The following is a 24,390-nucleotide window of genomic DNA, read 5'->3' on the forward strand; positions in this document are numbered from 1 at the left end:
CATCAACACCGCTCCGCCCTGCCGGGCACCTCGCGCATCGGCGTGACCTCAAGCTTTTCGTCGCCACCCAGCCATACTCGCAAGGCGCCATCCTGCGCAGTACTCCACAGGCAACTCCCCTGTCGACGAAAGCGTCTTACCACCTCATCCGCCGGATGCTGGAAGGCATTATCGCGGCCGGCACTGAACATCACATGCTCGGGCGACACCTCTCGCACGAATTGCACCCCGGAACTTGAGCGGCTGCCATGATGGCCGGCCAGCAGGATATCCACCTTGCCGCCGACCTCGAGCAAGAAGCGACGCTCGATCGATGAAGTCACATCGCCGGTGATCAGCAACCGATGCGTACCCACGCTGACTTCCAGCACACAGGAGCGATCATTGGGTGAGAAGTCATTGCCTGCCCGAGGCGGCCATAGCAAGCGGTACGTCACATCATCACGCTGCCAGGTTTGTCCGCTCATGCAAGCGTCGTCATCCACATCGATGGTTTCGCCTTGCGGCGCCAGAAAGTCTGCCACTCGATGATCGTCGGACAAGGCGGCAACGCCACCGGCATGATCGTTATCGGCATGGCTTACGATCACTCTGTCAAAGTGCTGCCCCGGTGGCCACAAGGTGGTAAGCGGCATGAAGCCTGAACGAAATCGCGGGCCAGTATCATACAGCAGGCGATAACCTGCACTGCGCAGCTCGATCAACTGCCCCTGCCCCACGTCATGCACGGTGACACGCAGCTGCCCTTCAGGCCAGGGAGACGGGCTGTGCAACGGTACCAGCATCACCAGAGCAGCACTGACGCCCAACCGCAACCAGGACGGTAACCCGGGCAAGCCCCAGCACAGTGCCAGTAAGGCCAGCCCCCATGCCAGCGGCGTGACTGTTTCATGAGAGGGCGCCCATAACGGTAATAGATAAGTTGCCAGGGAAAGCCAGCTGATCAATACCGACAAGCCTTGATCGAACAACCACCAACACAGCTGTCCCAGGCCCGGAATCGGCATCAGCAACCAGCCCAGCAATGCCGTGGGCACCAGCACCATGCTGACCCAGGGCACCGCAATCAAATTTACCAGCGGCGCTGCCGGTGCCAGGCGGGCAAAGGCCAGCAATACCGCAGCAGCCATCAGCGGAGCCAGCAACAGTTGAGTTCGCGTGAGTCCCCATAGCCAGCCTCGAAGCCCACGCGGCCGAGTACGCCCTTGCCAGATCATGATCAGCCAGGCGACGGCAAGAAATGAGAGCCATAACCCTGGGCGCCATAGCGACAAGGGGTCGACCAGTACCACGAGCGCCAATGCCAACCACCAGCCTTGCCACGGCCCTGGTGCATGACGTCCCCTGGCGACCCATAATGCCACTAGCGTCATGACCATGGCACGCATGGCGGGCGGCGCCATGCCCGCCAGCAGGGCATAGCTTACCGCAGCGAATGCCGCCAACCACCAGGGCCAGGCCTGCATGCGCCAGCGAAGTGGCGATATCATGCGGGCCGCACCCCGCCCCAGCAGCAGCACGAAGGCTGCAACCAAGCCGACATGCAGGCCTGAAACCACCACAAGATGCGTGGTGCCGCTGGCATTGAGCAGTGCCCAGTCGTCGGTGTTCAAGCGCTCGCTTTCGCCCAAGGTCAAGGCAGCCAGCCAGCGACGCGTGCGCTCCGGCAAGGGTTGAGCATCGAGATACTGCAGGGCGTAGCGACGTAAAGAGAAAGAGGCGGTTTCAAGGCGTTGTGGCGCCGGTTCGGCACGTAGATAGCCGGTGGCCTGTATGCCCTCGCGCCGCAGCCAGTCGGCATAATCGAAGGTATGGGGATTGCGAAACCCTCGAGGTGGACGCAAACGCACCGTCATGCGCCAGCGCTCTCCCGCCCGGATCTCGGGCATGGCATAGGCGCTGACCCTGATCTTGCGCAAGTGCTCGCAACCGGGTCGTTCGGCGGGTGCCTGGCAGTGCTCGACGGCCAGCAATAGTCGAGAATGCCGGGGTTGCGGCGTGACCGCCAATACCCGAGCGTCAACCACCAGGCTCTCGCCACTTAGCCCAGCTACCAAGGTACCCGCACGCTGAGATTGAACGCTCACGAACACCAATCCTGCGATAACCAGTATCCACCCGCTACGCGGGCGCCAAGCAACCACACCCAATGCCGCGACCCCTAAAGCGGTGACAAGTACCGGCGGTGCCCAATAGGCATTGCCCCATGAAGCTAGCCAGCTGCCTACCAAAACCGCCAGCGCGAGGGGCAACGCCAATCCAATATACATATGCCCTCCCTGGCATCCTGGCTGGGTTAAATCCCATCCATGGCGGTTGCCCTACCTTATATGGATAATGGCTCCCACCACCCTACGCGAGTAACTGACATGCCGCGCCGGTTCCTGCAGCGCTACATGCCCCGACCCGACACGCTCAGCCGCCAACGTTCGCTGCGCTTCATGGCGCCGTTGATTGCCGAGCCAGCGCTTTGGGTGCTCTCGCGACGCAGCGTGGCCAATGCATTCAGCGTCGGGTTGTTCTGCGCAATGCTGCCCATTCCCTTCCAGATGGTGGTGGCCGCATTGGGTGCAAGGTGGAGTCGCTGCAATCTGGCACTTTCCGTGGGGCTGGTATGGATCACCAACCCCCTGACCATGCCGCTGATTTTTTTCGGCAACTATCGTCTGGGAGCCTGGTTACTCGATACTCCGCCGCGAGAGGCGCCCAGTCGTGTATCGACTCAATGGATTGCCGAGCAGATGGCCGACATCATGCCTGCACTCCTGCTGGGTTCGGCAGCCACCGCCCTGCTATTGGCCGTGGCCGCCAACGTCAGCATACGCCTGATCTGGCGCTGGCATGTCACGCGACATTGGAAACGTCGCCGGCTGAAGCGCCAGCAACGTCGAGCGTGCATCGAATCGGAATTCGACGATTAACCAATTTCTTCCACCAGCTTTCCACCATCGAGTTTGAGCACTCGATCCTGATGCGCCGCCAGGCTGACGTCATGGGTGACGATCACGAAAGCACAGGCAATTTCACGGGCCAACTCGTCCATCATCGCCAGAATGCTCGACGCCGTGGTCTGATCCAGGTTGCCGGTAGGCTCATCCATAAGCATTAGGCTTGGGTCGGTGACCAAGGCACGGGCAATTGCTACACGTTGACGCTCACCGCCGGAAAGCTCACCAGGCTTGTGCTCGGCGCGCGCCTGCATCCCCACTCGTTCGAGTATTGCCATGGCGCGCTTTTCGGCGTCTTTTTTACGCAGGCCTCGCACAATCAACGGCAAGGCGGCATTTTCCACAGCGGTAAACTCCGCCAGCAGATGGTGAAACTGATAGACGAAACCGATATAGCGATTGCGAAAACGGCCTAAAGCCGCCTCCTTCAGTTTGTCCAAGGGTTCACCGCCAATCATCACACGACCGGCGCTGGGCCGATCAAGGCCGCCCAGCAAATTAAGCAGCGTGGTCTTGCCCGAACCGGAGCTTCCCACAATGGCGACACGCTCGCCGGCGTGCACTTGAAGATCAAGCCCATCCAGCACGCTAATATCCTGAGGCCCTTCATGGTAGATGCGCGTCAAGCCCTGGCAGTCCAGCATGATGCTCGGCTGACTGGAAGCACTTGGCACAGCGGCCGTCGGCGTGGCGGTAGTTGGCTGAGTCATGGCACCCTCACTCATAGCGCAGAACATCGGCCGGCTGAACACGCGCTGCGCGCCAGGCCGGATACAGGGTGGAAAGGAAGGTTAGGCCGAAGGCCGCCAACACGATATCGCGGACATCCGCCCAGTGCAGGCGTGACGGCAGATCACTGATGAAATACACCCCGGCATCCAGGAACTGAATACCCAAGGTGCTTTCCACCCAGCCGATCAAATCGGAAATCGTCCACGCCAGAACCACCCCCAGCGTCACTCCCACCGCAATGCCGATCACCCCGATCGCCAGACCTTGGACAATGAAAATACCCATGATCGAACGCGGTGTGGCCCCGATGGTGCGTAAAATGGCGATATCAGCGCGTTTATCGGTCACCACCATCACCAAGGTGGAAACGATATTGAAGGCGGCGACGGCAATGATCACGGTCAACAGCAAGGCAATCATGCGCTTTTCCATCTGGATGGCCTGGAAGAGGTTGCCATGGGAAAACGTCCAGTCGCTGCCGCGGTAGTTGGGTCCCAGCTCATTGATGATGGCCCGGGTTACGCTACCGGCAGCGAACAGATCATCCAGCTCCAGGCGCACCCCATCCACCGCATCACCCATACGCGCAAGCGTCTGCATGTCTTCGAGATGGGCATAGGCCAGGTTGGCATCCAGCTCCGCTCCCACGCTGAAAATGCCGCTCACGGTAAAGCGTTTGAAGCGTGGAAAGACGCCGGCGGGTGTGATCGACGCCTCAGGAACCAACAAGGTCACTCTATCACCGACACCCACCCCCAGGTTGCGGGCCAGCATGGCGCCCAGCACCACATTCCATTCTCCAGGCACCAGGTCGCTCAAATCACCTTCAAGCATGTGCTGACCGATGATGGAGACCTGATCCTCCCAGTCGGGATGGATGCCATAGGCCATGACGCCTTCATTGCGACCCCCCATCGAGAACATGCCCTGCTGCTCGATGAAGGGGGCAGCGCCGACCACTCGCTCACGCTGCACCAGACGCTCGGCAAGTGTTTCCCATTCGACCAGGCCGTCACGGGCTTCGATCTTGGCATGCGGCACCATCCCCAGGATGCGGGTACGCAGTTCATGGTCAAAGCCGTTCATGACCGACAGTACCAGTATCAATACCGCCACGCCCAGCATCAAACCCAGCATGGACGTCAGGGAAATAAACGAAATAAAATGGTTCCGGCGTTCGGCTCGCACATAGCGCAACCCAACCAGAAAAGGTAAACGATCAAGCATGGAGGTCATTCCTTGTCAACGAGCGGCCATGGTACGTTTTTTTGATATGGCCTGCATGAGAAATAGCGAGGGTTGGCGGGGGATTTACTTGCAACTCACCAGCACAGCACATACATTGCGCCGGTTTTCGATCCCTGCCTGGCGCGAGGGTTCCCTGATCGCCGGACGGCGTTTTCCTGAGTACGGAACATCATGACCTATCGCTTGCTTCCCGAATGGCACCCGCAAGACGGCGTGCAACTCACCTGGCCACGCCCCGACGGCGACTGGGCCACGCTATTGGCCCGTATAGAAGCGACACTGGAACGCATGACGCTGGCGATCAGCCGCCGACAGAAAGTACTGATCAGCGTACCCGACAACGCCATCCGCCAGCGCCTGGAAAAAACCTTTGAGGCTTATCGCATACCGGCCGAGCGTCTTCAGCTCGTCGTGGCCGAGACCGACGATACCTGGGCGCGGGACCACGGCCCTTTGGCGGTCGCGCATGAGGATGGCCTGTTGCTGCTGGATTACACCTTTACCGGCTGGGGCGGCAAGTTTCCCGCCGGGCATGACAACCGCCTGACCGGGCAACTGGCCAAGGCGGGTGTATTCGCCTGCCCGGTGGAGCGACGCGAGCTGATCCTTGAAGGCGGCGCTCTGGAAACAGACGGCCAGGGAACGCTATTGACAACCGAGGCCTGTCTGCTCAACCCCAACCGTAACCCGCAACTCGACCGCGCCGCCATCGAAGCCAGGCTTGGTCGGGAATTGGGGATTCAGCGTGTTCTATGGCTGAGCCATGGGCACCTGGAAGGCGATGATACCGACAGTCACGTGGATACCTTGGCACGTTTTTGCGACCCGACAACCATCGCCTATGTGCAATGCGACGACCCCGACGATGCCCATTATCCGGCGTTAAAAGCCATGGAAGCCGAACTACAGGCTTTTCGTCAGGTCGATGGCAAGCCTTACCGCCTGATTCCCCTGCCTTGGCCCCAGGCATGTTTCGACCCTGAGGATGGCCATCGCCTACCCGCCACCTATGCCAACTTCCTGATCATCAATGGCGCCGTTCTGGTGCCCACCTATGCCGACCCGGCCGACTTCGCGGCCCTCAAGGCATTGGCCCCGGCATTTCCCGAGCGTGACATCATTCCGATCGACTGCACTAGCGTCATCCGTCAGCATGGCAGCCTGCATTGCCTGACCATGCAACTCCCTCAAGGAACGTTGGTCGAAGGCCCGCTCCCTCTTACCTGAGATTGCCCACCAAGGAGTTCATTCATGGCGAAAACACTCAGCGTCGGCCTGGTTCAGCAACCTGCTTGGCCGGACAAGGCTAAAAGCCTGGCGAAAAGTGAAGCGGGCATCCGTGAGCTTGCCGCCCAAGGCGCCGAGCTTGTACTGCTGCAGGAACTACACACAACGCATTATTTCTGCCAGTACGAAGATCCCGCCTTGTTTGACCTGGCCGAGCCCCTGGATGGCCCTTCCGGGCAATTCTTGGCACGTCTGGCCCAGGAGCTGAATATCGTTCTAGTGGGGTCGCTGTTCGAGCGCCGTGCGGCTGGGCTGTATCACAACACCGCCGTGGTCTACGACCGTGACCGGGGGCGTGTCGGGCATTATCGCAAGATGCACATCCCCGACGATCCGGGCTTTTACGAAAAATTCTATTTTACGCCGGGCGATGTGGATGCCGCACGTCATCAAGGTTTCACCCCTATCGACACCTCTGTGGGGCGCTTAGGGGTACTGGTGTGCTGGGACCAATGGTACCCGGAAGCCGCCCGCTTGATGGCCCTCGCCGGTGCCGAGCTGCTGCTTTATCCAACCGCCATCGGCTGGAGCCCGAGCGACGACACGGCAGAGAAACACCGCCAGAAAGACGCCTGGACATTGATCCAACGCTCTCATGCGGTGGCTAACGGGGTGCCCGTGGTGGTCGCCAACCGTACCGGCCATGAGCGCGACCAATCAGCGGTCGGAGAAGGGATAGATTTCTGGGGAGGCAGCTTCATCAGCGGCCCCCAGGGGGAGCTGTTGGCGCATGCCGGAGAAGGGCCGGAACGCCTGTTAGTCGAAGTCGACCTGGCGCGCAGTGAAGAAGTCCGGCGCATCTGGCCGTACCTAAGAGACCGGCGCGTGGATGCTTATGCGGACCTGAGCCGACGCTACCGCGATTAAGCCATTTCAGGCAAAAAAGCTCCGCGAAAAACCGCTCCGAGAAAAACAAAATACCCCGCCAGCGTTGCTGGCGGGGTATTTGCGTGTCGCTTATTTCCAGAAGCTACTTCCAAAAGCTACTTCCAAAAGCTACTTCCAAAAGTCACGAATCGAGGCAATACCCTGGGCGCCAACGGCACGGGCGTGGTGAGCATCGAAGCGCGTCATGCCGCCGAGAGCGAACACCGGCATACCGGCGCGTTCGACCAGCTGCTGGAAATCGTGCCAACCCATGGGAGCCACTTCCGGGTGGGAAGGTGTCGTACGCAACGGCGAAAGCGTGACGAAATTGCTACCCAACACCACCGCTTGACGCAATTGCTCACGATCATGTGTCGAAGCAGCGAGCAATTTATCGTCGGCAATCGGGCGACGCTCCAGTGACATCAAACGCTCACTGGTGAGGTGAATGCCGTCAGCATCCACGTCGTCGAGCAGATCAGGTTCGCCATTGAGCAACAAGCGCGCCTCGTAGGCCTTGCACAACGCAAGCGCGCGTTCCGCTCGCGCCAGGTAAGCCTCTCGACTTAAATGCTTGTCGCGCAACTGCACCAGGCGTACCTGGTCCTCCCGCAGGGCTCGCTCCAGACGCTTGTCGAACAGCGCCTCATCATCCTCCTCCGCGGTGATCAGGTATTCGGTGGGCAGCTTGACGGCCTGGAGAATCGGCAAGTTGGCGGCGGGAAATGGATAGTTGGCCAACTCATGCATGGCCACCCAGCGTACTGCCTGGCCTTCGCGACCGAAAGGCTCTCCGGAGAACTCATGTACCTGCCATACATCCAGCAGGATATGCTTATCCGGATATTCATGGTGTACACGGATCAGTGGCTGAGCGCGAACGATCTCCACACCTAACTCTTCATGTAGCTCCCGCTTCAGTCCTTCCAGCCCGGTTTCATAGGGCGCCAGCTTGCCACCGGGAAATTCCCATAACCCGCCATGGTCGACACTGGAAGGACGGCGAGCGATAAGCACCTGTTTTTTATCGGCGCTAACAATTGCGGCTGCTGCTACGTGTACCCGTCGTTTTACCATTGCATTCATTCTGTGTTGTCCACTTTTTAACATAAACCTGGACGGCCTCACCGCCGAAGCAGGTCAGCTACGGTAATCGGCATTGATTGAAACATAGTCATGCGAGAGGTCCGAGGTCCACACCGTGGCGGCCTCTTCCCCACGCCCCAGGCCGATATGAATGGTGATTTCATCCCGGGCCATCACCTCGCTGCCCGCCGCCTCGGTGTAGCCCTCGGCACGACCGCCATTTTCCACCAGATGGACGTTACCCAGATTGATCACCACTCGGCTGACATCGAAATTGCTGACCTCGGCCCGACCTACCGCCGCCAGAATGCGCCCCCAGTTGGCATCACTGGCGTATAGCGCCGTTTTGACCAGCGGCGAATGAGCCACGGTAAACGCAACCTCCAGCGCTTCTTCGCGGCTGGCCGCATTAGTTACCTGCAGGGTCACGAATTTGGTCGCGCCTTCGGCGTCACGGATGATCGCCTGGGCAAGCTCGGTCATCACTCGCTGCAGGGCGTTGCGAAAGACGGCCACCTGTTCCTCGGTGACCACCGCGGCGCCGGTACCCGTGGCCACCAGCAGGCAGGCATCGTTGGTGGAGGTGTCGCTATCCACCGTGATGCAATTGAACGAGCGATCGACGGCTTCTTTAAGCAATTGCTCAAGCAAAGGCTGCTCGATGGCCGCGTCGGTCACCACAAAGCCCAGCATGGTGGCCATGTTCGGCTTGATCATGCCCGAGCCTTTGGTAATGCCGTTGATGGTTACCTGATGTTCACCGATAGCCACTGTCTGGCTTGCCCCTTTGGGGCGCGTATCGGTGGTCAGTATTCCCTCCCCGGCCAACTGCCAGGCTGCGCCGGCACTATCACAGGCATCCAGCGCCGCCGGCAACCCCGCCAGTAGGCGCTCCATGGGCAACGGCTCCCCGATCACACCAGTGGAAAACGGCAACACACTTTCGCTGGCCACACCGGCTAGGCGGGCAAGTTCGGCACAGCTAGCGCGGGCATCGCATAACCCAGTCTCACCGGTGCCGGCATTGGCATTGCCGGTATTGATCAACAGGTAGCGTGGTGCCTTGCTCGTGGCTTGGCAAGCAGCAAGGTGTTCACGCGCCACCGTGACCGGGGCCGCACAAAAGGCGTTGCGCGTGAAGACAGCGGCCACCTTGGCGTTATCCGGTAGTTCAATGACCACCAGATCGCGCCGTCCGGCTTTCTTGATACCCGCCATTGTGGTCCCCAGGCGCACCCCTTGCAGGGGTGGCATATCGGGAAAATCAGCGTTACCCACAGCCATGAACGTTTCTCCTCAAGATTTGGCAGCTCGGCTTATAACGCCGTCAATCAGCTCAACTTACCGCAACACTGCTTATATTTTTTACCGGAACCGCACACACAGGGGTCATTTCGCCCCACTTTGGGACCTTCACGGCGCACAGGACGCGCATCAACCCCCGCCGTTTCACGCGCAGGCTGTGCTTCGCCACTCTCTTGAGTGGCGTTCGGGTCGTCGTGGCGGCTATCGGCGGTCGCCTGTTCGCGTGCCAACGCCTCACGGCGCTGGCGCTCAATAGCTTCGACCTCTTCCGGCTGGCGCACTTGCACATGGCTGAGGATACGCGTGATATCCACCTTGATGTTGGTCAGCAAATGTTGAAACAGTTCAAAGGATTCGCGCTTGTATTCCTGCTTGGGGTTCTTCTGGGCGTAGCCGCGCAGATGGATCCCGCGACGCAAGTGATCCATCGACTGCAGGTGTTCCTTCCAGCGCGTATCCAGCACTTGCAACATGACCTGCTTTTCGAAGCGGCGAATCAGCGTTTCACCCGCCGAATCGATTTTGGCCTGATACGCTTCACGGTGCATGGTTTGCAAGCGCTCACGCAGCTGCTCTTCGTGGAAACGGTCATCCTCTTTCGCCCACTCCACTACCGGCGCATCCAGGTTAAATTCACTCTTGAGATAGGCTTCGAGCCCGGCTAGATCCCACTGCTCGGCCAGACTCTGCGGCGGCACGAAATCGCTGATGGCAGCTTCCATGACTTCTTCACGGATGCCCTTCACGGCTTCGGAAACATCGTCGGAAGCGAGGATTTCGTTGCGCTGTTCGTAGATGACACGGCGCTGGTCGTTGGCCACATCATCGTATTCCAGCAATTGCTTGCGAATATCGAAGTTACGTCCTTCGACTTTCTTTTGCGCCCGCTCCACCGCGTTGGAGACCATTTTATGTTCGATGGCTTCACCGCGCTCAAGGCCCATCGCCTGCATCAAGCGCTTGACGCGATCCGAGCCGAACAGCCGCATCAGGCTATCTTCCAGCGACAGGAAAAAGCGTGTCGAGCCTGGATCACCCTGACGCCCGGCACGGCCGCGCAACTGGTTATCGATACGCCGTGATTCATGGCGTTCCGAACCCACCACGTGCAAGCCGCCCGCCGCCAATACTGCCTCATGGCGCGCCTGCCATTCAGCCTTGAGCGAGTCGATTTGTGCCTGGGTGGGGTTGTCCAGTTTGGCAACTTCAGCTTCCCAGTTACCCCCGAGCACGATATCCGTACCACGGCCGGCCATGTTGGTGGCAATGGTCACCGCGCCCGGCCGACCGGCCTGGGCAATAATTTCGGCTTCGCTCTGGTGCTGTTTGGCATTGAGCACATTGAACGGAATACCCGCTTCTTTCATCAAACGAGCCAGGTATTCAGAGGTCTCGATGGACGCAGTACCCACCAGAACCGGGCGACCCCCTTCGGTTTCGGTCTTTACATCCTTTATGATGGCTTCGTACTTTTCTTCAGCGCTCAAGAACACGAGATCATTGAGGTCTTTACGCGTCAGCGGCCGGTTGGTGGGAATGACGATCACATCCAGACCGTAGATCTGACGAAACTCGAACGCTTCGGTATCCGCCGTCCCGGTCATACCGGCCAGTTTTTCGTAAAGCCGGAAGTAATTCTGGAAGGTGGTGGAAGCCAGTGTCTGGCTTTCGCGCTGGACGGTGACGCCTTCCTTGGCCTCCACTGCCTGGTGCAAGCCTTCGGACCAACGACGTCCCGGCATGCTGCGGCCGGTATGTTCATCGACGATCACCACCTGACCTTCAGTGACTATGTAGTCCACATCACGATGATAAAGATGACGGGCACGCAGTGCGGAATGGATGTGCTGCAACAAGTTCAGGTTCTGAGCGGCATAAAGCGACTCGTCTTCGCCGAGTAACTTCTCGGCGCGCATCAAGTCTTCTACCTTGTTGTGGCCTTCCTCGGTGAGCTCGACCTGCTTCTGCTTTTCATCCAGCAGAAAGTCGCCCACCACGGTTGGCTCGTCGCCTTCTATTTCCTCGCCTTTTTCCAGTTCCAGCGCCAGCCGGTCAGCCACCTTGTAAAGCTCGGTGTTCTCATCCACGGCACCGGAAATGATCAAGGGGGTGCGCGCTTCATCGATCAGAATGGAATCCACTTCATCGACAATGGCATAATGCAGGCCACGCTGAACCTTGTCTTCCAGGGAAAACGCCATGTTGTCGCGCAGATAATCGAAGCCGAATTCGTTATTGGTGCCGTAGGTAATATCGCACCGATAAGCATGGCGCTTTTCATCACCGTTCTGGCCGGAAAAGATAACGCCGATCGAGAGCCCCAGGAACTCGTACAAGGGACGCATCCATTCAGCATCACGCCGGGCCAGGTAGTCGTTTACGGTCACTACATGCACGCCTTTTCCGGGCAATGCATTGAGATATACCGCCAATGTGGCCACCAGGGTCTTGCCTTCCCCGGTTTTCATCTCTGCAATACGTCCCTTGTTCAGGGTCATGCCACCGATCATCTGCACATCGAAGTGACGCATTCCCATCACACGTTTACTGGCTTCACGTACGATGGCAAAGGCAGCCGGAAGCAACGAATCCAGTGGTTCGCCATTATCCAATCGTTTGCGCAGCTCCCCCGTCCTAGCCTGCAAGTCGGCATCGCTCAGTGCTTCGAGTTCAGCTTCCAAAACGTTGATATGATGCACGCTCTTGTGCATGCGTTTAACTTCACGATCGTTCTTGGAGCCGACCACTTTGCGTAATAAATTATTAATCATGAACTATCCAGTAAATCACGTATGTCCGTCCCAGGCATGGCCCGTGACCCTCGTATGTCGTAGTCACTTTGCAGAATGGCATCAGGTCGAGACAGGAGGACCGCGTTGTGTCAACACATCATGAGCGGCGGGCATGGGCAATTTCATGCCGAGGCCGAAGGCCGGCGGAAGCCGCACAGCCAGTACGGGAAGGATACGCAACACACGGGAGCGAGGATGCGCCTTGCGACGTTTGGCAAACCAATGCGAACGAGCCCGCAAGATAGCCGGCATCCAGAAACATACCGAGACCACGCGTTCACCAATACGCAATGTGTCGGTTTGGCCAAGCCCCGCAGGCAGTAAACAGCTAACCAGTAGGCCGGCCAACCACCACCGGGCAACCCCATGGCGACGTTGGCGCCTCGGTGCGGCAGCCGGCAAGACAGAAGGCAACGACATGCTGTGGACTGGCTCCTGAGCGTGTTAGGCTCTTGCGCTGAATGAATACCGGTGCGACGCTACACGCCGAACCGAAGCAATCTGAATCCGAAAGAACTATCTCGAAGAACTATCTCAAAGAACTATCTCTGAAAGCAGATCCTACAAAAAAATTCAGGAAAATACCTCGGAGAACACAAGATGAGGGAGCTTCCTCAGGAATCAAGGCCATGAGTATAAAGGTTAAGCGCTCACGCGCCCAGCCCATCTCCCGACTCCTGAACGAACCAGGCGGGCTGGGCCACTTGATGCGCCAGTCGCGCCTGATTGATCTGGCCCAGCGCCATTTACGTGCCCACCTGCCCGAGGAAATGCGGGAATATGTCTTCGTAGGGGGGTATAGCCAAGGGCGCTTGACCGTGATTACCAACCGTGCCGTCTGGCTGACTTGGCTACGTTTCGAACAATCTCGCCTGATTTCCCTGCTTCATCAACTACCGGGCTTCGAATCGATCACCGGCCTGACCCTCAAGGTACGCCCTGTTCGCCCGCCGAAAGCGCCTGTTCGCAACACCCGCACACTTTCCGATACAGCAGGCGATACTTTGGTGCGCTGTGCCGATGATGTGGCCGACCCTGGGCTGAAAGACGCATTGCAACGACTTGCGAGCCACGCAACATCCTCCCGGACACCATGACTCCGCCATAGCATAGATTCGACCACCACCTTGAATGTCACATAGCAAAAGGCACCGCGAAAGTCGCAGTGCCTTTAAACGTCATGTGTAAAACAAGTCGCTATCTTATGCCATCGCCGGCGCTGAATAGGAAATTGGAGCGATGGCTTTTTCCTCTTCAAACGTAACGATTTCATAGGCATCCGGTTGCGCCAACAATTCACGGCACAACTGGTTATTCAATGCATGGCCTGATTTCACGCCGCGGAATTCGCCGATCAGACTATACCCCAACTGGTAGAGATCGCCGATGGCATCCAGCACCTTGTGTTTGACGAACTCATCTTCGTAGCGCAACCCACCTTCATTCACGATGCGATAATCATCGATCACGATGGCATTGTCCAGGCTTCCGCCGAGCGCCAGGTTATTGGCGCGCAGAAACTCAAGGTCGCGCATGAAACCAAAAGTGCGTGCTCGCGCGACTTCCTTGACAAAGGAGGTCGTGGAGAAATCAATCAACGCTGTCTGCTTCTGCTGATCGAATACAGGATGATCAAAATCAATCGCGAACGACACTTTGAATCCATGATGAGGCAGGAACGTGGCTTCCTTGTCATCCGCCTGGACCGTCACCTTACGCTTGATACGGATGAATTTTTTAGGTGCGTCCTGCTCCAGGATACCCGCGGACTGAATCAGGAATACAAAAGGACTGGCGCTACCATCCATGATCGGGATTTCAGGTGCACTCACATCGACATAAGCATTATCGATACCCAAACCGGCAAATGCCGACATCAGGTGCTCCACGGTTGCCACCTTGACTCCCTCAAGCGATAGAGCCGTGCACAATGTGGTGTCTTCGACCAGTGCGGCCCGTGCCGGCACTTCAACGACAGGGTCGAGATCGGTCCTGACGAAAACGATACCGGTATTGACCGGAGCAGGGCGCAGCGCCAGATGAACCTTCTTTCCGGAGTGCAGCCCCACTCCAGTGGCGCGGATGACATTTTGCAGGGTGCGTTGTCTGATCATGGGCGATACCCGGACTCTGGTGACGATGACGAAATGGACATAAAAACGGAAAATCAACTTAACGAACAGTGTTCACTTTAACAGCAAACGAGCATTTCCACAAAAGAAACGCCCGTTTGCTATTGCAATATACTGCTTGGCAAGGATCAATTTACTCAGATCAATCCGCTTGACGGCGTAAAAACGCCGGAATGTCCAGATAGTCGTCCGCCTCACTGGCTCGCCGCTTTTCCGGGCGCGGCTTTGCCGGCTCTTTCGCCTCTGCACGTGCCGTGGCCTGCTGACGCATTACGGTAGGCTGCTGCAGCTTGCGATAATCCGATGAATCGGCAGCGGTACGCCGGACAGGCTCACGCGCTGTTTTCTTGGTCTGCTGACCATCCAATCCAGCTGCCACGACGGTAACGCGCAGTTCGTCGGACATTTCCATGTCGATGGAAGTACCCACAACGATAGTGGCTTCCTGCGAAGCAAATTCTTGCACCGTCGCACCGACATCATTGAATTCGCCAATCGACAAGTCTGGGCCGGCAGTGATATTGACCAGGATGCCTCGAGCACCGTGCAGATCGATATCTTCCAACAATGGGCTGCGAATGGCCTTTTCTGCCGCTTCACGGGCACGATTTTCACCGGTCGCACCGCCTGTTCCCATCATCGCCATGCCCATTTCCGACATGACCGTGCGAACGTCGGCAAAGTCGACGTTGATGATGCCCGGGCTGGTGATCAGCTCGGCGATGCCTTGGACGGCACCCAGCAATACATCGTTGGCAGCACTAAAGGCGGTCAACAGGGTTGCGTTCTTGCCCAATACCGACAGTAACTTTTCGTTGGGAATCGTGATCAAGGAGTCGACATGCTCGGAGAGCTCTTTCATGCCCTCTTCCGCTGCACGCATGCGCTTCGGTCCTTCAAACGGGAAAGGCCGGGTCACAACGGCAACCGTCAGAATACCCAGTTCCTTGGCTACCTGAGCCACCACCGGCGCACCACCGGTTCCTGTGCCGCCGCCCATACCGGCTGTGATAAACACCATGTCGGCACCGCTCAAGAGTTCGGCAATGCGATCACGGTCTTCCATCGCGGCTTGGCGCCCCACGTCGGGATTTGCGCCAGCCCCAAGCCCTTTGGTTATCTCACTGCCCAACTGCAGCACAGTCTTGGCGGAAACACGCTTAAGGGCTTGAGCATCTGTATTGAAGCAAATGAACTCCACACCCTCAATATTGCTTTCCACCATATGATTGACAGCATTACCACCGCCACCGCCAACACCCACTACCTTGATGACCGCACTGCTCGAGGGTGCGTTATCTATCAATTCGAACATAAGCCCCGTCTCCTGAACCGCGCTTGCGGTCCTGTCAGAAATTTCCTTTGAACCAGCCTTTGACTCTTGCCAGCGCCGTATTGCCATTCTTGTCATCGCGCCGAGAGACGTCATGACGCCCCGTTGATGCCGAGCTTACTCCCACTTGGCTTTGCCGACTATGCTCATTAGGCCCTTCTTTAAGAGCATAATGCAGTAAACCCACGCCCGTGGCATAAATCGGGTTACGCACCACATCGGCAAGCCCTTTCACATTCTGCGGTGACGCGATACGCACCGGCATGTGGAAGATTTCTTCGGCAAGCTCGCTGACACCTTCCATCCGCGATGTTCCGCCGGTCAATACGACTCCTGCGGCTACCATATCTTCGTAACCACTACGCCTCAGTTCGTCACGAATTAACGTAAAAAGTTCTTCATAACGCGGTTCGACCACCTCCGCCAACGCTTGACGCGACAAATCCCGCGCCGGTCGATCACCCACACTCGGCACCTTGATCATTTCATCACTAGCAGCAAGTTGTGTCAGAGCGCAGGCATACTTAACCTTGATTTCTTCAGCGTGCTGAGTCGGTGTACGAAGTGCCATGGCAATATCATTGGTAACTTGGTCCCCCGCAATAGGAATCACCGCCGTATGTCGAATGGCGCCTTCGCTGAACACCGCCATGTCAGTGGTACCGCCCCCGATATCCACCATGCAGACACCCAGTTCGCGCTCATCTTCAGTCAATACCGCCATGCTTGAGGCAAGTTGCTCCAGAATAATCGCATCAACCTCAAGCCCACAGCGCCGTACGCATTTTTCAATATTCTGCACGGCATTCATAGCCGCTGTTACTAGATGCACTTGCGCTTCAAGACGCACTCCCGACATCCCCAGTGGCTCGCGGATTCCGCCTTGTGCATCGATAGAAAATTCTTGAGGCAAGACGTGAAGGACACGCTGACCTTCGGAAATGGCGCGCGCACGTGCGGAATCAATGACACGTTCTATATCCGAAGGAGTGACCTCTCGCTCTTTGATCGCCACCACGCCATCGGAATTCATTGAGCTGATATGACTACCTGCGACCCCGACATATACCGAGTGAATGTCGCAGCCTGCCATTAATTCTGCTTCCTCGACCGCGCGCTGAATCGATTGAACCGTGGACTCGATATTGATAACAACGCCACGTTTCATACCCCGGGAAGGATGCGAACCAATACCGGCAATTTCAATTCCTCCGTCATCGGTTCGTTGGCCGACTATTGCGACGACCTTGGACGTACCAATGTCCAGCCCGACTACCATGTTGGATGCGTTGGGTAAGCCTGCCATGAGTCGGGTATTCTCCTTCTGGTTACTTCAAAATAGTAGTCTTTAGCCCCTGATGCTAACGACAACAAAATATAACAATTTATTTAACACAAGATATTCAACGGCCATTTTTAGCAGCCGTTTTGCACAGCTACCTGCATTGACGAACCACCCAAGGGCAAGGCGGCCAATAACCAGCGACAAATAAGCACAACTTTTATCAATGCAATAATAAACTTGGCCTACAAGATTCACCCAGATTTTGCAACTTGCAAGAACCATAGTATAGGAACCCAAGACGCTATACGACTAGTTCGGTCTACAATACTGATCCTTCAAGCCAATTAAAACCCTGCGCAGGGCGTTGGCAACTGCTTACTTTTAAGTAAACAGAATTTATGGCTCGAATTTTCGCTTCAATGCATACTTTCTCATTAGCAATACTAAAATTTTTTACCCACTAAATACTTAAGTCTTTTTAGCGTCTAACGTTCAAATTATCGATCGTTAGACACAGCCTCCTCTGAGGCAGCAATGGAATCAAACTCGCTTTCTCCGTGCCAAGCGACAGCCACCCCGTTAGGATAGCGCAAGTCTATGTAGCGTATCTGGGTAGCCTGACGATGCAGTTCACGCTCCCAGGAAGCCGACAAACGTGCCAGACGCACCTCATGTTGACGACGCCCCAACATTACCCAAACGCGATCATCCATTTGTAAGCGCCACGCGCCACGCGGCTCAAGCCTAAGCTGCGTCAACTTCAATGCCAAAGACTCAAGCCTAGGAACAAGTCGTTGATAATAAACCAACACTTCTTTTCCGCTGCCCGCCGGCCCCGCTAGGTCGGGCAGTTCGGATGGCGCTGTCAAGGGCGCAAACGCAAAGGACTCACCCTCTGGATTGAGTAGAAAGTCATCGTTCCAGCGTGCCACCGGCTGTTGTTCCACCAGCTCGAATGCCAAGGCATCAGGCCACTCTCGCGACAACCTGACTTCTTGCAGCCAGCCTATCTCAAGCGCTTGCTCGCGCAGTTCCCCCAAGTCTACCGACAACCAGGTCGACCCTTGCACCAAGGGGGCAAGCTGGGTTCGCAGATAATCTGCGCTGACATGCTCCCATTCACCGTGAATGGACACTCGCTCGATCGGGCGATCCAGCCATAGCCACAGCGCCCTGCCGCCAGCCCCTAGCAGCAGACCCAGTAATAACACGCCCCACCAGGCATTACGCCGTGTCATTGTCCGCCCTGCTTCCCGGCTGTCTCGAGTATCCGACAAACCAAGGCATCAAAGTCGATACCGGCGTGCGCGGCTGCCTGAGGCACCAGGCTGTGGTCGGTCATACCCGGCACGGTATTAACTTCCAGCAACCAGAAGCGCCCCTGAGCATCGCGCATGACATCCACACGCCCCCATCCTTCCCCGCCAGTAGCGGCATACGCCTCCTGGCAGAGTCTCGCAAGCGCGGCTTCATCGGCTTCATTCAACCCGCAGGGTATGTGGTAACGGGTGGTATTGGAAACGTACTTGGCCTCGTAATCATAGAAGCCGCCAGGTACCTCGACTCGAATCGCCGGCAGCGCTTGATCACCCAGCAGAGCCACTGTGTACTCCTCTCCCTGGATGAAGCGCTCGGCCATCACTCGAGCATCGAAACGAGCCGCATCCTGATAAGCGGCTTCCAAGGCAGCCTGGCTTTTCACGATACTGATTCCCAAGGTGGAACCTTCGTGTACCGGTTTGACGATCAAGGGCAAGCCCAGCATCTCTACCACTTGGCTCCAATCCGAGTCGGGCTGCAGCATGATGCTTTCCGGAGTAGGCAGGCCGAGTGCTTGCCAAATCTGCTTGGTGCGTTGCTTGTCCATCCCCAGCGCGGAGGCCAGCACACCGCTTCCAGTGTAGGGAATGCCGAGTAATTCCAACGCTCCCTGAAGGGTGCCGTCTTCACCGCCACGGCCATGCAAGGCAATGAAAACCCGTGAAGGCGACAGGGTTTCCAGCCCTCCCAGGCCGCCTTCAACCGGGTCGTAGCCAAAGGCTGAAACCCCTGATCGACGAAGCGCTTCCAGCACTGCGGCACCACTTTTAAGCGACACCTCGCGTTCGGCGGAGCGACCGCCGTAAATCACCATGACGTCGCCCCAGCCTGAATCCTGAGAACGCGATAATTTGCTCACAGAACCACCTCCTCCATCATTAGTTTCGCTTGCGCCAAGCGCTGGGCAATACCTCCTACATCCCCCGCGCCTTGAGTGATAAGAATGTCTCCCGGGCGCAAGATCCGCGCCAATAACGGGGGTAATTCGTTTTTATGTTCCACAAACAAGGGATCCACCTCGCCACGCTGACGAATCGAGCCTGCCAGGGTACGTCCCTCGGCGCCGGGAATCATCGCCTCTCCAGCACTGTATACGTCCAGCAGTACCAAGGTATCCACGCCCGACAACACACGCACGAAATCTTCGTAGAGATCTCGGGTCCGGCTGTAACGATGAGGCTGGTACAGCATGACCAGGCGACGCTCCGGCCAGCCGGCGCGCACCGCCTGGATAATCATGTCCACTTCACGGGGGTGGTGTCCGTAGTCGTCCACCAGCATGACCTCGCCCTCGACACCCGGCAGGGAGAAGTTTCCATGCACCTGAAAGCGCCGGCCGACACCGGCAAAGCCTACCAATCCCCGCAGGATCGCAACGTCGTTCACGCCGGCATCGGTAGCCACGACAATCGCTGCCATGGCATTCAAGGCGTTATGGCGTCCCGGCATCGCCAAATGCACGTCAAGAGATGCAGCCCCCCCCGGCCGCAGGGCGGTAAATTGCACCTCGCCACCGGCCTGGCGGAAATCAACGATGCGATAATCGGCATCCTCGTCAAAGCCATAGGTAACAAACTGGCGCTTGACCTGATCACGAAGACCGCGCACATGGGGGTCATCGATGCATAGCACCGCCAGGCCATAGAAAGGCAGGTTATGCAGAAACTCGATGAAGGTGCTTTTCAAGCGCTCGAAATCACCGCCGTAGGTCGCCATGTGATCGGCATCGATGTTGGTGACGATCGACATCATGGGCTGCAGATGCAGAAAGGAGGCATCCGATTCATCGGCTTCCGCCACCAGGTAATCGCCTTCTCCCAAGCGCGCATTGGTCCCGGCACTGGTCAATTTGCCACCGATCACGAAGGTCGGGTCCAATCCACCTTCCGCCAACAAGGTGGCCGTCAGACTAGTCGTGGTGGTCTTTCCATGAGTTCCCGCCACAGCGATACCATGGCGAAAACGCATCAGTTCGGCCAGCATTTCGGCGCGGCGCACTACCGGCACTCGGTGTTCATTGGCCCAACGTATTTCCGGATTGCTCTCATCGATCGCGCTCGACACCACCACCACATCGGCACCGCTGACATGGGTTTCCGCATGCCCGATCATCACGCGAACCGCGCAGTCACGCAGGCGCTGCAATACCGCCGACTCCTTGAGGTCGCTGCCGCTGACGGCATACCCCTGGTTGGCAAGAACTTCGGCGATACCGCACATGCCCGCCCCGCCGATACCCACGAAATGAATGCGGTGGATACGGCGCATTCCCGGCCCTTGGGGTGTGGCGGGAATCGGCCGGGAAAGGGGCTGAATCGAAGAATCGGTCACGCGGTGTCTCCTTGAAATGCTAGGGCCATGCAGCCGGTTGCCAGGCGTTGGGTGGCATCCAGGCGGGCGGCCTGGCGTGCCTTGGCAGCCATGGTGGCCAGTGTCTCTGGTTTGAGCAGCTGAGTCAGCTGCCTCTTGAGTTCGTCTTCAGAGAGTGCCGATTGCACCACACAGACGGCGGCACCGGCATTTACCAATACCTGGGCATTGATTCGCTGATGGTCATCCACGGCATAAGGGAACGGTACCAGCAATGAGGGCTTGGCAGCGGCAGCCAGCTCCGCCACCGTCAAGGCACCGGCACGGCACACCACCAGGTCGGCCCAGGCGTAGGCTTGTGCCATATCATCGATAAAGGCGCTGACCTTCGCCGGCATCCCATATTTCCGGTAGCGCGCCAAGGTATCCTCGTCCCGGTCACGTCCGGCCTGATGCCATACCTCAGGGCGCTGCTCGGTGGCAAGCGCGGCCAATGCCTGCGGCAGACGTTCATTTAGCGATACCGCCCCAAGCGACCCCCCGACCACCAGCAGGCGCAAGGGGCGTTTCTGCATCTCCTCGACCGTACGGGGACTGTTCCCCAATGCGGCGATGTCTTCACGCACCGGGTTACCGACGACCTCTGCACGGTCACCGAATGCGTCAGGAAAAGCCGCATAGGTTTGCCGAGCCAGACGTGATAACACGCGATTGGTTAATCCGGCCACGGCATTTTGCTCATGCACCACCAACGGTTTGCGACACAGCCAGGCGGCAAGCCCCCCGGGGCCGCTGGCGAACCCTCCCATTCCCACCACCAGTTGAGGGTCGAAGTCAGTGATCACTCGGCGCGCTTGCCACACCGCACGGCTGAGATTGAGTGGTGCTTTGAGCCAACCACTCAGCCCCTTGCCTCTCAAGCCGCTGATAGCGACATGATGCAAGGGGATACCCGCTTCGGGCACCAGACGGTTTTCAATCCCTTTTGGACTTCCCAGCCACTGCACTTCAACGCCCTGGGCGCTTAATGAGCGCGCCAGAGAAAGCGCGGGAATCACATGGCCACCGGTTCCCCCCGCCATGATTAGAATGCGCCGAGCTGATGTCGTAATCACTGTTTGCTCCTTTGAACCGATTGCGACCTGACACCGCTCCGCGACAGCCGAGGCTCATGACGCGCCTTGTAAGGGGTGGATGCACGCTGGGGTTGACGACGAGTTTCAGCATCGGCGCGCAGCAAAAGTCCCAGCATGATGCCGGTAACCAATAGACTCGAGCCGCCATAACTCACCAGCGGCAGCGTCAATCCCTTGGTAGGTAATAGGCCTGAGCTCACCGCCATGTTGATGAAAGCCTGAGCGGCAATGATAAAACCGATACCGTAACTCATGTAGGAGGCGAACAGGTGGCCGGCCATTTCCGCGCGCCGACCGATCAACATGGCCCGGACAATCAGCAGGGCGAAAAGCAGCACCACGCTGATTGCCCCCAGCATACCCAGCTCTTCGGCCACCACGGCGAAAATGAAGTCGGTATGCGCTTCGGGTAGGTAGTGCAATTTCTGTACGCTGTTACCCAAGCCGGTGCCGGTCACATGGCCACGCCCGAAGGCAATCAGCGCCTGAGTCAATTGATACCCCGTGGCGAATTGATCCGCCCAAGGGTCGAGGAAACTGGTCCAACGCGCCAAGCGATAGGGCTCATTGGCCACCAGCAGCACTGCGCCTGCAGCCAAAAATCCACCGCTTCCCAATAGTAACGTCAAGGAAGCGCCAGCCATCATCAACATGCCTATCACGCAAGCGGTAAATACCACCATGCCCCCGAAATCCGGGGCCAGAAACAATAGCCCTATAGGTACGGCGAGCACCGCCAGAGGGCGCCACAAACTGAAGGCACGATGGCGTAGCTCATAGGCAAATCGCGACATGAACGCGGCCATGTAGATAATCACCCCCACCTTGGCAAACTCGGAGACCTGCAAACTGGGTAGTGGGCCGGGCAAGGCAATCCAACGTTTGCTGCCGTTGATCTCCTGACCGATCACCAGGACCAGGAGCAACATGGCGATGCTGATGACCAGCAACAAGCTGGCATTCTGTCGCCAGACCTCAAGGGGAACACAGAGCGTGAAAAACAGCGCCCCGATGGCCACTACCAGGAATACTCCATGTTGCTTGCTGTAGTGATAACTGTCTTCCAACAAGCCGATGGAAGCCGAACTGACCATCACCCAGCCCAGTCCCGCTAACAATATCGCGGCCAAGATCAACCACACATCGCACGGAAGTTGGCGGGTTGAAACCGCTTGGCAAAAACGTTTCCAGCGATTCATGTCGCCTCCTGCTGGCTGGCCTGGGTCGCCAACCTGGACACCTCGCCGCGAAAGATATCGCCACGTTCCTGATAGTTGGCAAATTGATCGAGACTCGCACAGGCCGGAGACAGCAACACACAATCTCCTGGCTCAGCGACGGCATGGGCAGCTTGAATGGCCTGGTGCATCTGGTCCATTTTTTGAACAACGACACTGTCTTTCAAGGCCGCGCAGAGATGTTCTGCATCAGTCCCGAACACCAGCACCAAGCGAGCACAGCGGGACAAGGGGCCGGCAAGCGGCGTGAAATCCGCCCCCTTGCCCACGCCTCCCGCCAGGAGAATCAACCGCCCGGAAAGAGTACCGCCGATCCCTTCGATGGCTGCCAGGGTAGCGCCCACATTCGTGCCCTTGGAGTCATTGATCCAAGTGACGCCGTTGATCTCACCCACCACCTCGGTACGATGAGCAAGCCCCTTGAAGCGCTTCAACACCTCGAGCATGGCATTGCGCTTGAACCCCAGGGCCTGACCCATCGCCAGAGAAGCCAAGGCATTGGCCTGATTATGGCGTCCCGGCATTTTCAACTCGGCTATCGACAACCAAGGCGTGGCGCCTTGCATCAACCAAGGCTCGCCTGCCTGGTCGGCGATACCCCATTGATTCCCCTCGGGGGGGTTCAGGGTAAAACGCGCCTGTGAAACAACCGGGCGAGACGGCCAAGTATAAGCATCATCGGCATTGACCACCCCATGTTGGGCACCGTTAAAAATGCGTTGCTTGGTGGCCTGATATGCCTGCATATCCCCATGGCGGTCGAGATGATCTTCACTCAGGTTGAGAAAGGCCGCGCTTGCCGCGCCCAGATGCGGCGTGGTTTCCAATTGAAAGCTGGAGAGTTCCAGAATATACAGCGGTGCCTCGGGCTCATCGGCGAGCAGATCGAGTGCCGGCGTGCCCAGGTTTCCGCCCACGGCAGCCTTTATGCCGGATTCCACCGCCATTTCTCCCAATAGGGTGGTCACCGTGGACTTGGCATTGGATCCGGTAATCGCCGCAATCGGCGCCTTGGCAGCGCGTACGAACAGCGCGATTTCACCCACCAGACGCGGCTCCCCGGTAACGGGATTGATTTGCTCCGTCAACATTTCCAGCCCCGGTGCCATGGGGTCAATGCCGGGGCTGAGCACCACTTCTTCCACTTCGGAAAGATCCAGTTCAGAGAGCGCGCCGCAATGCACCTTCACGCCGGGATGAGCGGCATGAAAATCGTCAATGCCCGGCGGAGTGGCCCGCGTATCCGCCACCATGAAAGCGACCTGGCAACGTTCGAGATGGCGACAGATCGCCCGTCCGGAAATGCCAAGCCCGACCACCAGTGTCAAACCCTTGGGTACCTTGACCATCGAAGGTTCCTTGTCACCTTGA

The 24,390-nt window shown here is 57.8% G+C and carries 20 protein-coding genes; 4 read left to right on the forward strand and 16 right to left on the reverse strand.

Annotation, left to right across the window (positions count from 1 at the left end; genetic code table 11):
- Nucleotides 1–2: 2 nt before the first annotated feature.
- Nucleotides 3–2,270 (reverse strand): DNA internalization-related competence protein ComEC/Rec2, encoded by a 2,268-nt coding sequence (locus GPM19_RS01015; protein WP_160417028.1) that lies wholly within the window; start codon nucleotides 2,268–2,270, stop codon nucleotides 3–5.
- Between the two features lie 99 nt (nucleotides 2,271–2,369).
- Between GPM19_RS01015 and GPM19_RS01020 the strand changes: the two genes are divergently transcribed.
- On the forward strand, nucleotides 2,370–2,921 hold the full coding sequence (locus GPM19_RS01020; RefSeq protein WP_160417029.1) for a DUF2062 domain-containing protein: 552 nt from the start codon (nucleotides 2,370–2,372) through the stop codon (nucleotides 2,919–2,921).
- Here the strand turns inward: GPM19_RS01020 and GPM19_RS01025 are convergent.
- Both GPM19_RS01025 and GPM19_RS01030 read right to left on the reverse strand, forming a co-directional pair.
- The gene (locus tag GPM19_RS01025) at nucleotides 2,918–3,658 is read right to left on the reverse strand and encodes an ABC transporter ATP-binding protein (RefSeq protein WP_227842043.1); all 741 of its coding nucleotides are present in this window, start codon (nucleotides 3,656–3,658) and stop codon (nucleotides 2,918–2,920) included. The two genes, GPM19_RS01020 and GPM19_RS01025, sit on opposite strands and share 4 nt — an antisense overlap.
- Nucleotides 3,659–3,665: 7 nt before the next feature.
- Nucleotides 3,666–4,907, reverse strand: coding sequence for a lipoprotein-releasing ABC transporter permease subunit (locus GPM19_RS01030; protein WP_160417031.1), 1,242 nt, complete (start codon nucleotides 4,905–4,907; stop codon nucleotides 3,666–3,668).
- A gap of 192 nt (nucleotides 4,908–5,099) precedes the next feature.
- Between GPM19_RS01030 and GPM19_RS01035 the strand changes: the two genes are divergently transcribed.
- The gene (locus GPM19_RS01035; protein WP_160417032.1) at nucleotides 5,100–6,155 is read left to right on the forward strand and encodes an agmatine deiminase family protein; all 1,056 of its coding nucleotides are present in this window, start codon (nucleotides 5,100–5,102) and stop codon (nucleotides 6,153–6,155) included.
- Between the two features lie 24 nt (nucleotides 6,156–6,179).
- A complete protein-coding gene (locus GPM19_RS01040) occupies nucleotides 6,180–7,082 on the forward strand; it encodes a carbon-nitrogen hydrolase (RefSeq protein ID WP_160417033.1) in 903 nt (300 codons plus the stop codon).
- 129 nt (nucleotides 7,083–7,211) lie between these two features.
- Here GPM19_RS01040 and GPM19_RS01045 read toward each other — a convergent pair whose 3' ends face one another.
- The 4 genes from GPM19_RS01045 to GPM19_RS01060 all read right to left on the reverse strand — a co-directional run bounded on the left by GPM19_RS01045 (nucleotide 7,212) and on the right by GPM19_RS01060 (nucleotide 12,685).
- Nucleotides 7,212–8,168 carry a Nudix family hydrolase gene (locus tag GPM19_RS01045; RefSeq protein ID WP_227842045.1) on the reverse strand — a complete coding sequence of 319 codons (957 nt, stop codon included), beginning with the start codon at nucleotides 8,166–8,168 and terminating at the stop codon, nucleotides 7,212–7,214.
- A gap of 54 nt (nucleotides 8,169–8,222) precedes the next feature.
- Nucleotides 8,223–9,452: a bifunctional glutamate N-acetyltransferase/amino-acid acetyltransferase ArgJ gene (gene argJ / locus GPM19_RS01050; protein WP_160417034.1), complete on the reverse strand. Its 1,230-nt coding sequence runs from the start codon at nucleotides 9,450–9,452 to the stop codon at nucleotides 8,223–8,225.
- 47 nt (nucleotides 9,453–9,499) lie between these two features.
- Nucleotides 9,500–12,244: a preprotein translocase subunit SecA gene (secA, locus tag GPM19_RS01055; protein WP_160417035.1), complete on the reverse strand. Its 2,745-nt coding sequence runs from the start codon at nucleotides 12,242–12,244 to the stop codon at nucleotides 9,500–9,502.
- Between the two features lie 81 nt (nucleotides 12,245–12,325).
- Nucleotides 12,326–12,685: a hypothetical protein gene (locus GPM19_RS01060; RefSeq protein WP_160417036.1), complete on the reverse strand. Its 360-nt coding sequence runs from the start codon at nucleotides 12,683–12,685 to the stop codon at nucleotides 12,326–12,328.
- 209 nt (nucleotides 12,686–12,894) lie between these two features.
- On the opposite strand from GPM19_RS01060, the gene GPM19_RS01065 reads away from it, so the two are divergent.
- On the forward strand, nucleotides 12,895–13,362 hold the full coding sequence (locus GPM19_RS01065) for a DUF721 domain-containing protein (RefSeq protein ID WP_160417037.1): 468 nt from the start codon (nucleotides 12,895–12,897) through the stop codon (nucleotides 13,360–13,362).
- A gap of 105 nt (nucleotides 13,363–13,467) precedes the next feature.
- Here GPM19_RS01065 and lpxC read toward each other — a convergent pair whose 3' ends face one another.
- From lpxC to murD, 9 genes are all read right to left on the reverse strand, one after another.
- Nucleotides 13,468–14,379, reverse strand: coding sequence for a UDP-3-O-acyl-N-acetylglucosamine deacetylase (gene lpxC / locus GPM19_RS01070; protein WP_160417038.1), 912 nt, complete (start codon nucleotides 14,377–14,379; stop codon nucleotides 13,468–13,470).
- Nucleotides 14,380–14,539: 160 nt separating this feature from the next.
- Nucleotides 14,540–15,712 carry a cell division protein FtsZ gene (gene ftsZ, locus GPM19_RS01075; RefSeq protein ID WP_114487651.1) on the reverse strand — a complete coding sequence of 391 codons (1,173 nt, stop codon included), beginning with the start codon at nucleotides 15,710–15,712 and terminating at the stop codon, nucleotides 14,540–14,542.
- Nucleotides 15,713–15,746: 34 nt separating this feature from the next.
- Nucleotides 15,747–17,036 (reverse strand): cell division protein FtsA, encoded by a 1,290-nt coding sequence (gene ftsA, locus GPM19_RS01080; protein WP_160417039.1) that lies wholly within the window; start codon nucleotides 17,034–17,036, stop codon nucleotides 15,747–15,749.
- 476 nt (nucleotides 17,037–17,512) lie between these two features.
- On the reverse strand, nucleotides 17,513–18,253 hold the full coding sequence (locus GPM19_RS01085; protein ID WP_160417040.1) for a cell division protein FtsQ/DivIB: 741 nt from the start codon (nucleotides 18,251–18,253) through the stop codon (nucleotides 17,513–17,515).
- Nucleotides 18,250–19,149, reverse strand: coding sequence for a D-alanine--D-alanine ligase (locus GPM19_RS01090; protein WP_160417256.1), 900 nt, complete (start codon nucleotides 19,147–19,149; stop codon nucleotides 18,250–18,252). Before GPM19_RS01090 ends, GPM19_RS01085 begins: the two co-directional genes overlap by 4 nt.
- A 41-nt stretch (nucleotides 19,150–19,190) precedes the next feature.
- Nucleotides 19,191–20,603 (reverse strand): UDP-N-acetylmuramate--L-alanine ligase, encoded by a 1,413-nt coding sequence (gene murC / locus GPM19_RS01095; RefSeq protein ID WP_160417257.1) that lies wholly within the window; start codon nucleotides 20,601–20,603, stop codon nucleotides 19,191–19,193.
- A 59-nt stretch (nucleotides 20,604–20,662) separates the two neighbouring features.
- Entirely contained in the window at nucleotides 20,663–21,757 is a 1,095-nt protein-coding gene (gene murG / locus GPM19_RS01100; RefSeq protein WP_371829345.1) for an undecaprenyldiphospho-muramoylpentapeptide beta-N-acetylglucosaminyltransferase, read from the reverse strand.
- Nucleotides 21,757–22,980 (reverse strand): putative lipid II flippase FtsW, encoded by a 1,224-nt coding sequence (gene ftsW, locus GPM19_RS01105; protein WP_160417042.1) that lies wholly within the window; start codon nucleotides 22,978–22,980, stop codon nucleotides 21,757–21,759. Before ftsW ends, murG begins: the two co-directional genes overlap by 1 nt.
- Entirely contained in the window at nucleotides 22,977–24,368 is a 1,392-nt protein-coding gene (murD, locus tag GPM19_RS01110) for a UDP-N-acetylmuramoyl-L-alanine--D-glutamate ligase (RefSeq protein ID WP_160417043.1), read from the reverse strand. The genes ftsW and murD overlap by 4 nt, the downstream gene beginning before the upstream one ends.
- Between the last annotated feature and the right edge of the window lie 22 nt (nucleotides 24,369–24,390).

Source organism: Vreelandella zhuhanensis (assembly GCF_009793355.1).
GTDB classification, from domain to species: domain Bacteria; phylum Pseudomonadota; class Gammaproteobacteria; order Pseudomonadales; family Halomonadaceae; genus Vreelandella; species Vreelandella zhuhanensis.

What these genes read in the sequence shown, in the direction of transcription:
- GPM19_RS01015 (WP_160417028.1), bottom strand. Translation starts at nt 2,270, where the DNA reads ATGTATATTGGATTGGCGTTGCCCCTCGCGCTGGCGGTTTTGGTAGGC.
- GPM19_RS01020 (WP_160417029.1), top strand. Translation starts at nt 2,370, where the DNA reads ATGCCGCGCCGGTTCCTGCAGCGCTACATGCCCCGACCCGACACGCTC.
- GPM19_RS01025 (WP_227842043.1), bottom strand. Translation starts at nt 3,658, where the DNA reads ATGACTCAGCCAACTACCGCCACGCCGACGGCCGCTGTGCCAAGTGCT.
- GPM19_RS01030 (WP_160417031.1), bottom strand. Translation starts at nt 4,907, where the DNA reads ATGCTTGATCGTTTACCTTTTCTGGTTGGGTTGCGCTATGTGCGAGCC.
- GPM19_RS01035 (WP_160417032.1), top strand. Translation starts at nt 5,100, where the DNA reads ATGACCTATCGCTTGCTTCCCGAATGGCACCCGCAAGACGGCGTGCAA.
- GPM19_RS01040 (WP_160417033.1), top strand. Translation starts at nt 6,180, where the DNA reads ATGGCGAAAACACTCAGCGTCGGCCTGGTTCAGCAACCTGCTTGGCCG.
- GPM19_RS01045 (WP_227842045.1), bottom strand. Translation starts at nt 8,168, where the DNA reads ATGAATGCAATGGTAAAACGACGGGTACACGTAGCAGCAGCCGCAATT.
- argJ (WP_160417034.1), bottom strand. Translation starts at nt 9,452, where the DNA reads ATGGCTGTGGGTAACGCTGATTTTCCCGATATGCCACCCCTGCAAGGG.
- secA (WP_160417035.1), bottom strand. Translation starts at nt 12,244, where the DNA reads ATGATTAATAATTTATTACGCAAAGTGGTCGGCTCCAAGAACGATCGT.
- GPM19_RS01060 (WP_160417036.1), bottom strand. Translation starts at nt 12,685, where the DNA reads ATGTCGTTGCCTTCTGTCTTGCCGGCTGCCGCACCGAGGCGCCAACGT.
- GPM19_RS01065 (WP_160417037.1), top strand. Translation starts at nt 12,895, where the DNA reads ATGAGTATAAAGGTTAAGCGCTCACGCGCCCAGCCCATCTCCCGACTC.
- lpxC (WP_160417038.1), bottom strand. Translation starts at nt 14,379, where the DNA reads ATGATCAGACAACGCACCCTGCAAAATGTCATCCGCGCCACTGGAGTG.
- ftsZ (WP_114487651.1), bottom strand. Translation starts at nt 15,712, where the DNA reads ATGTTCGAATTGATAGATAACGCACCCTCGAGCAGTGCGGTCATCAAG.
- ftsA (WP_160417039.1), bottom strand. Translation starts at nt 17,036, where the DNA reads ATGGCAGGCTTACCCAACGCATCCAACATGGTAGTCGGGCTGGACATT.
- GPM19_RS01085 (WP_160417040.1), bottom strand. Translation starts at nt 18,253, where the DNA reads ATGACACGGCGTAATGCCTGGTGGGGCGTGTTATTACTGGGTCTGCTG.
- GPM19_RS01090 (WP_160417256.1), bottom strand. Translation starts at nt 19,149, where the DNA reads ATGGTGATTTACGGCGGTCGCTCCGCCGAACGCGAGGTGTCGCTTAAA.
- murC (WP_160417257.1), bottom strand. Translation starts at nt 20,603, where the DNA reads ATGCGCCGTATCCACCGCATTCATTTCGTGGGTATCGGCGGGGCGGGC.
- ftsW (WP_160417042.1), bottom strand. Translation starts at nt 22,980, where the DNA reads ATGAATCGCTGGAAACGTTTTTGCCAAGCGGTTTCAACCCGCCAACTT.
- murD (WP_160417043.1), bottom strand. Translation starts at nt 24,368, where the DNA reads ATGGTCAAGGTACCCAAGGGTTTGACACTGGTGGTCGGGCTTGGCATT.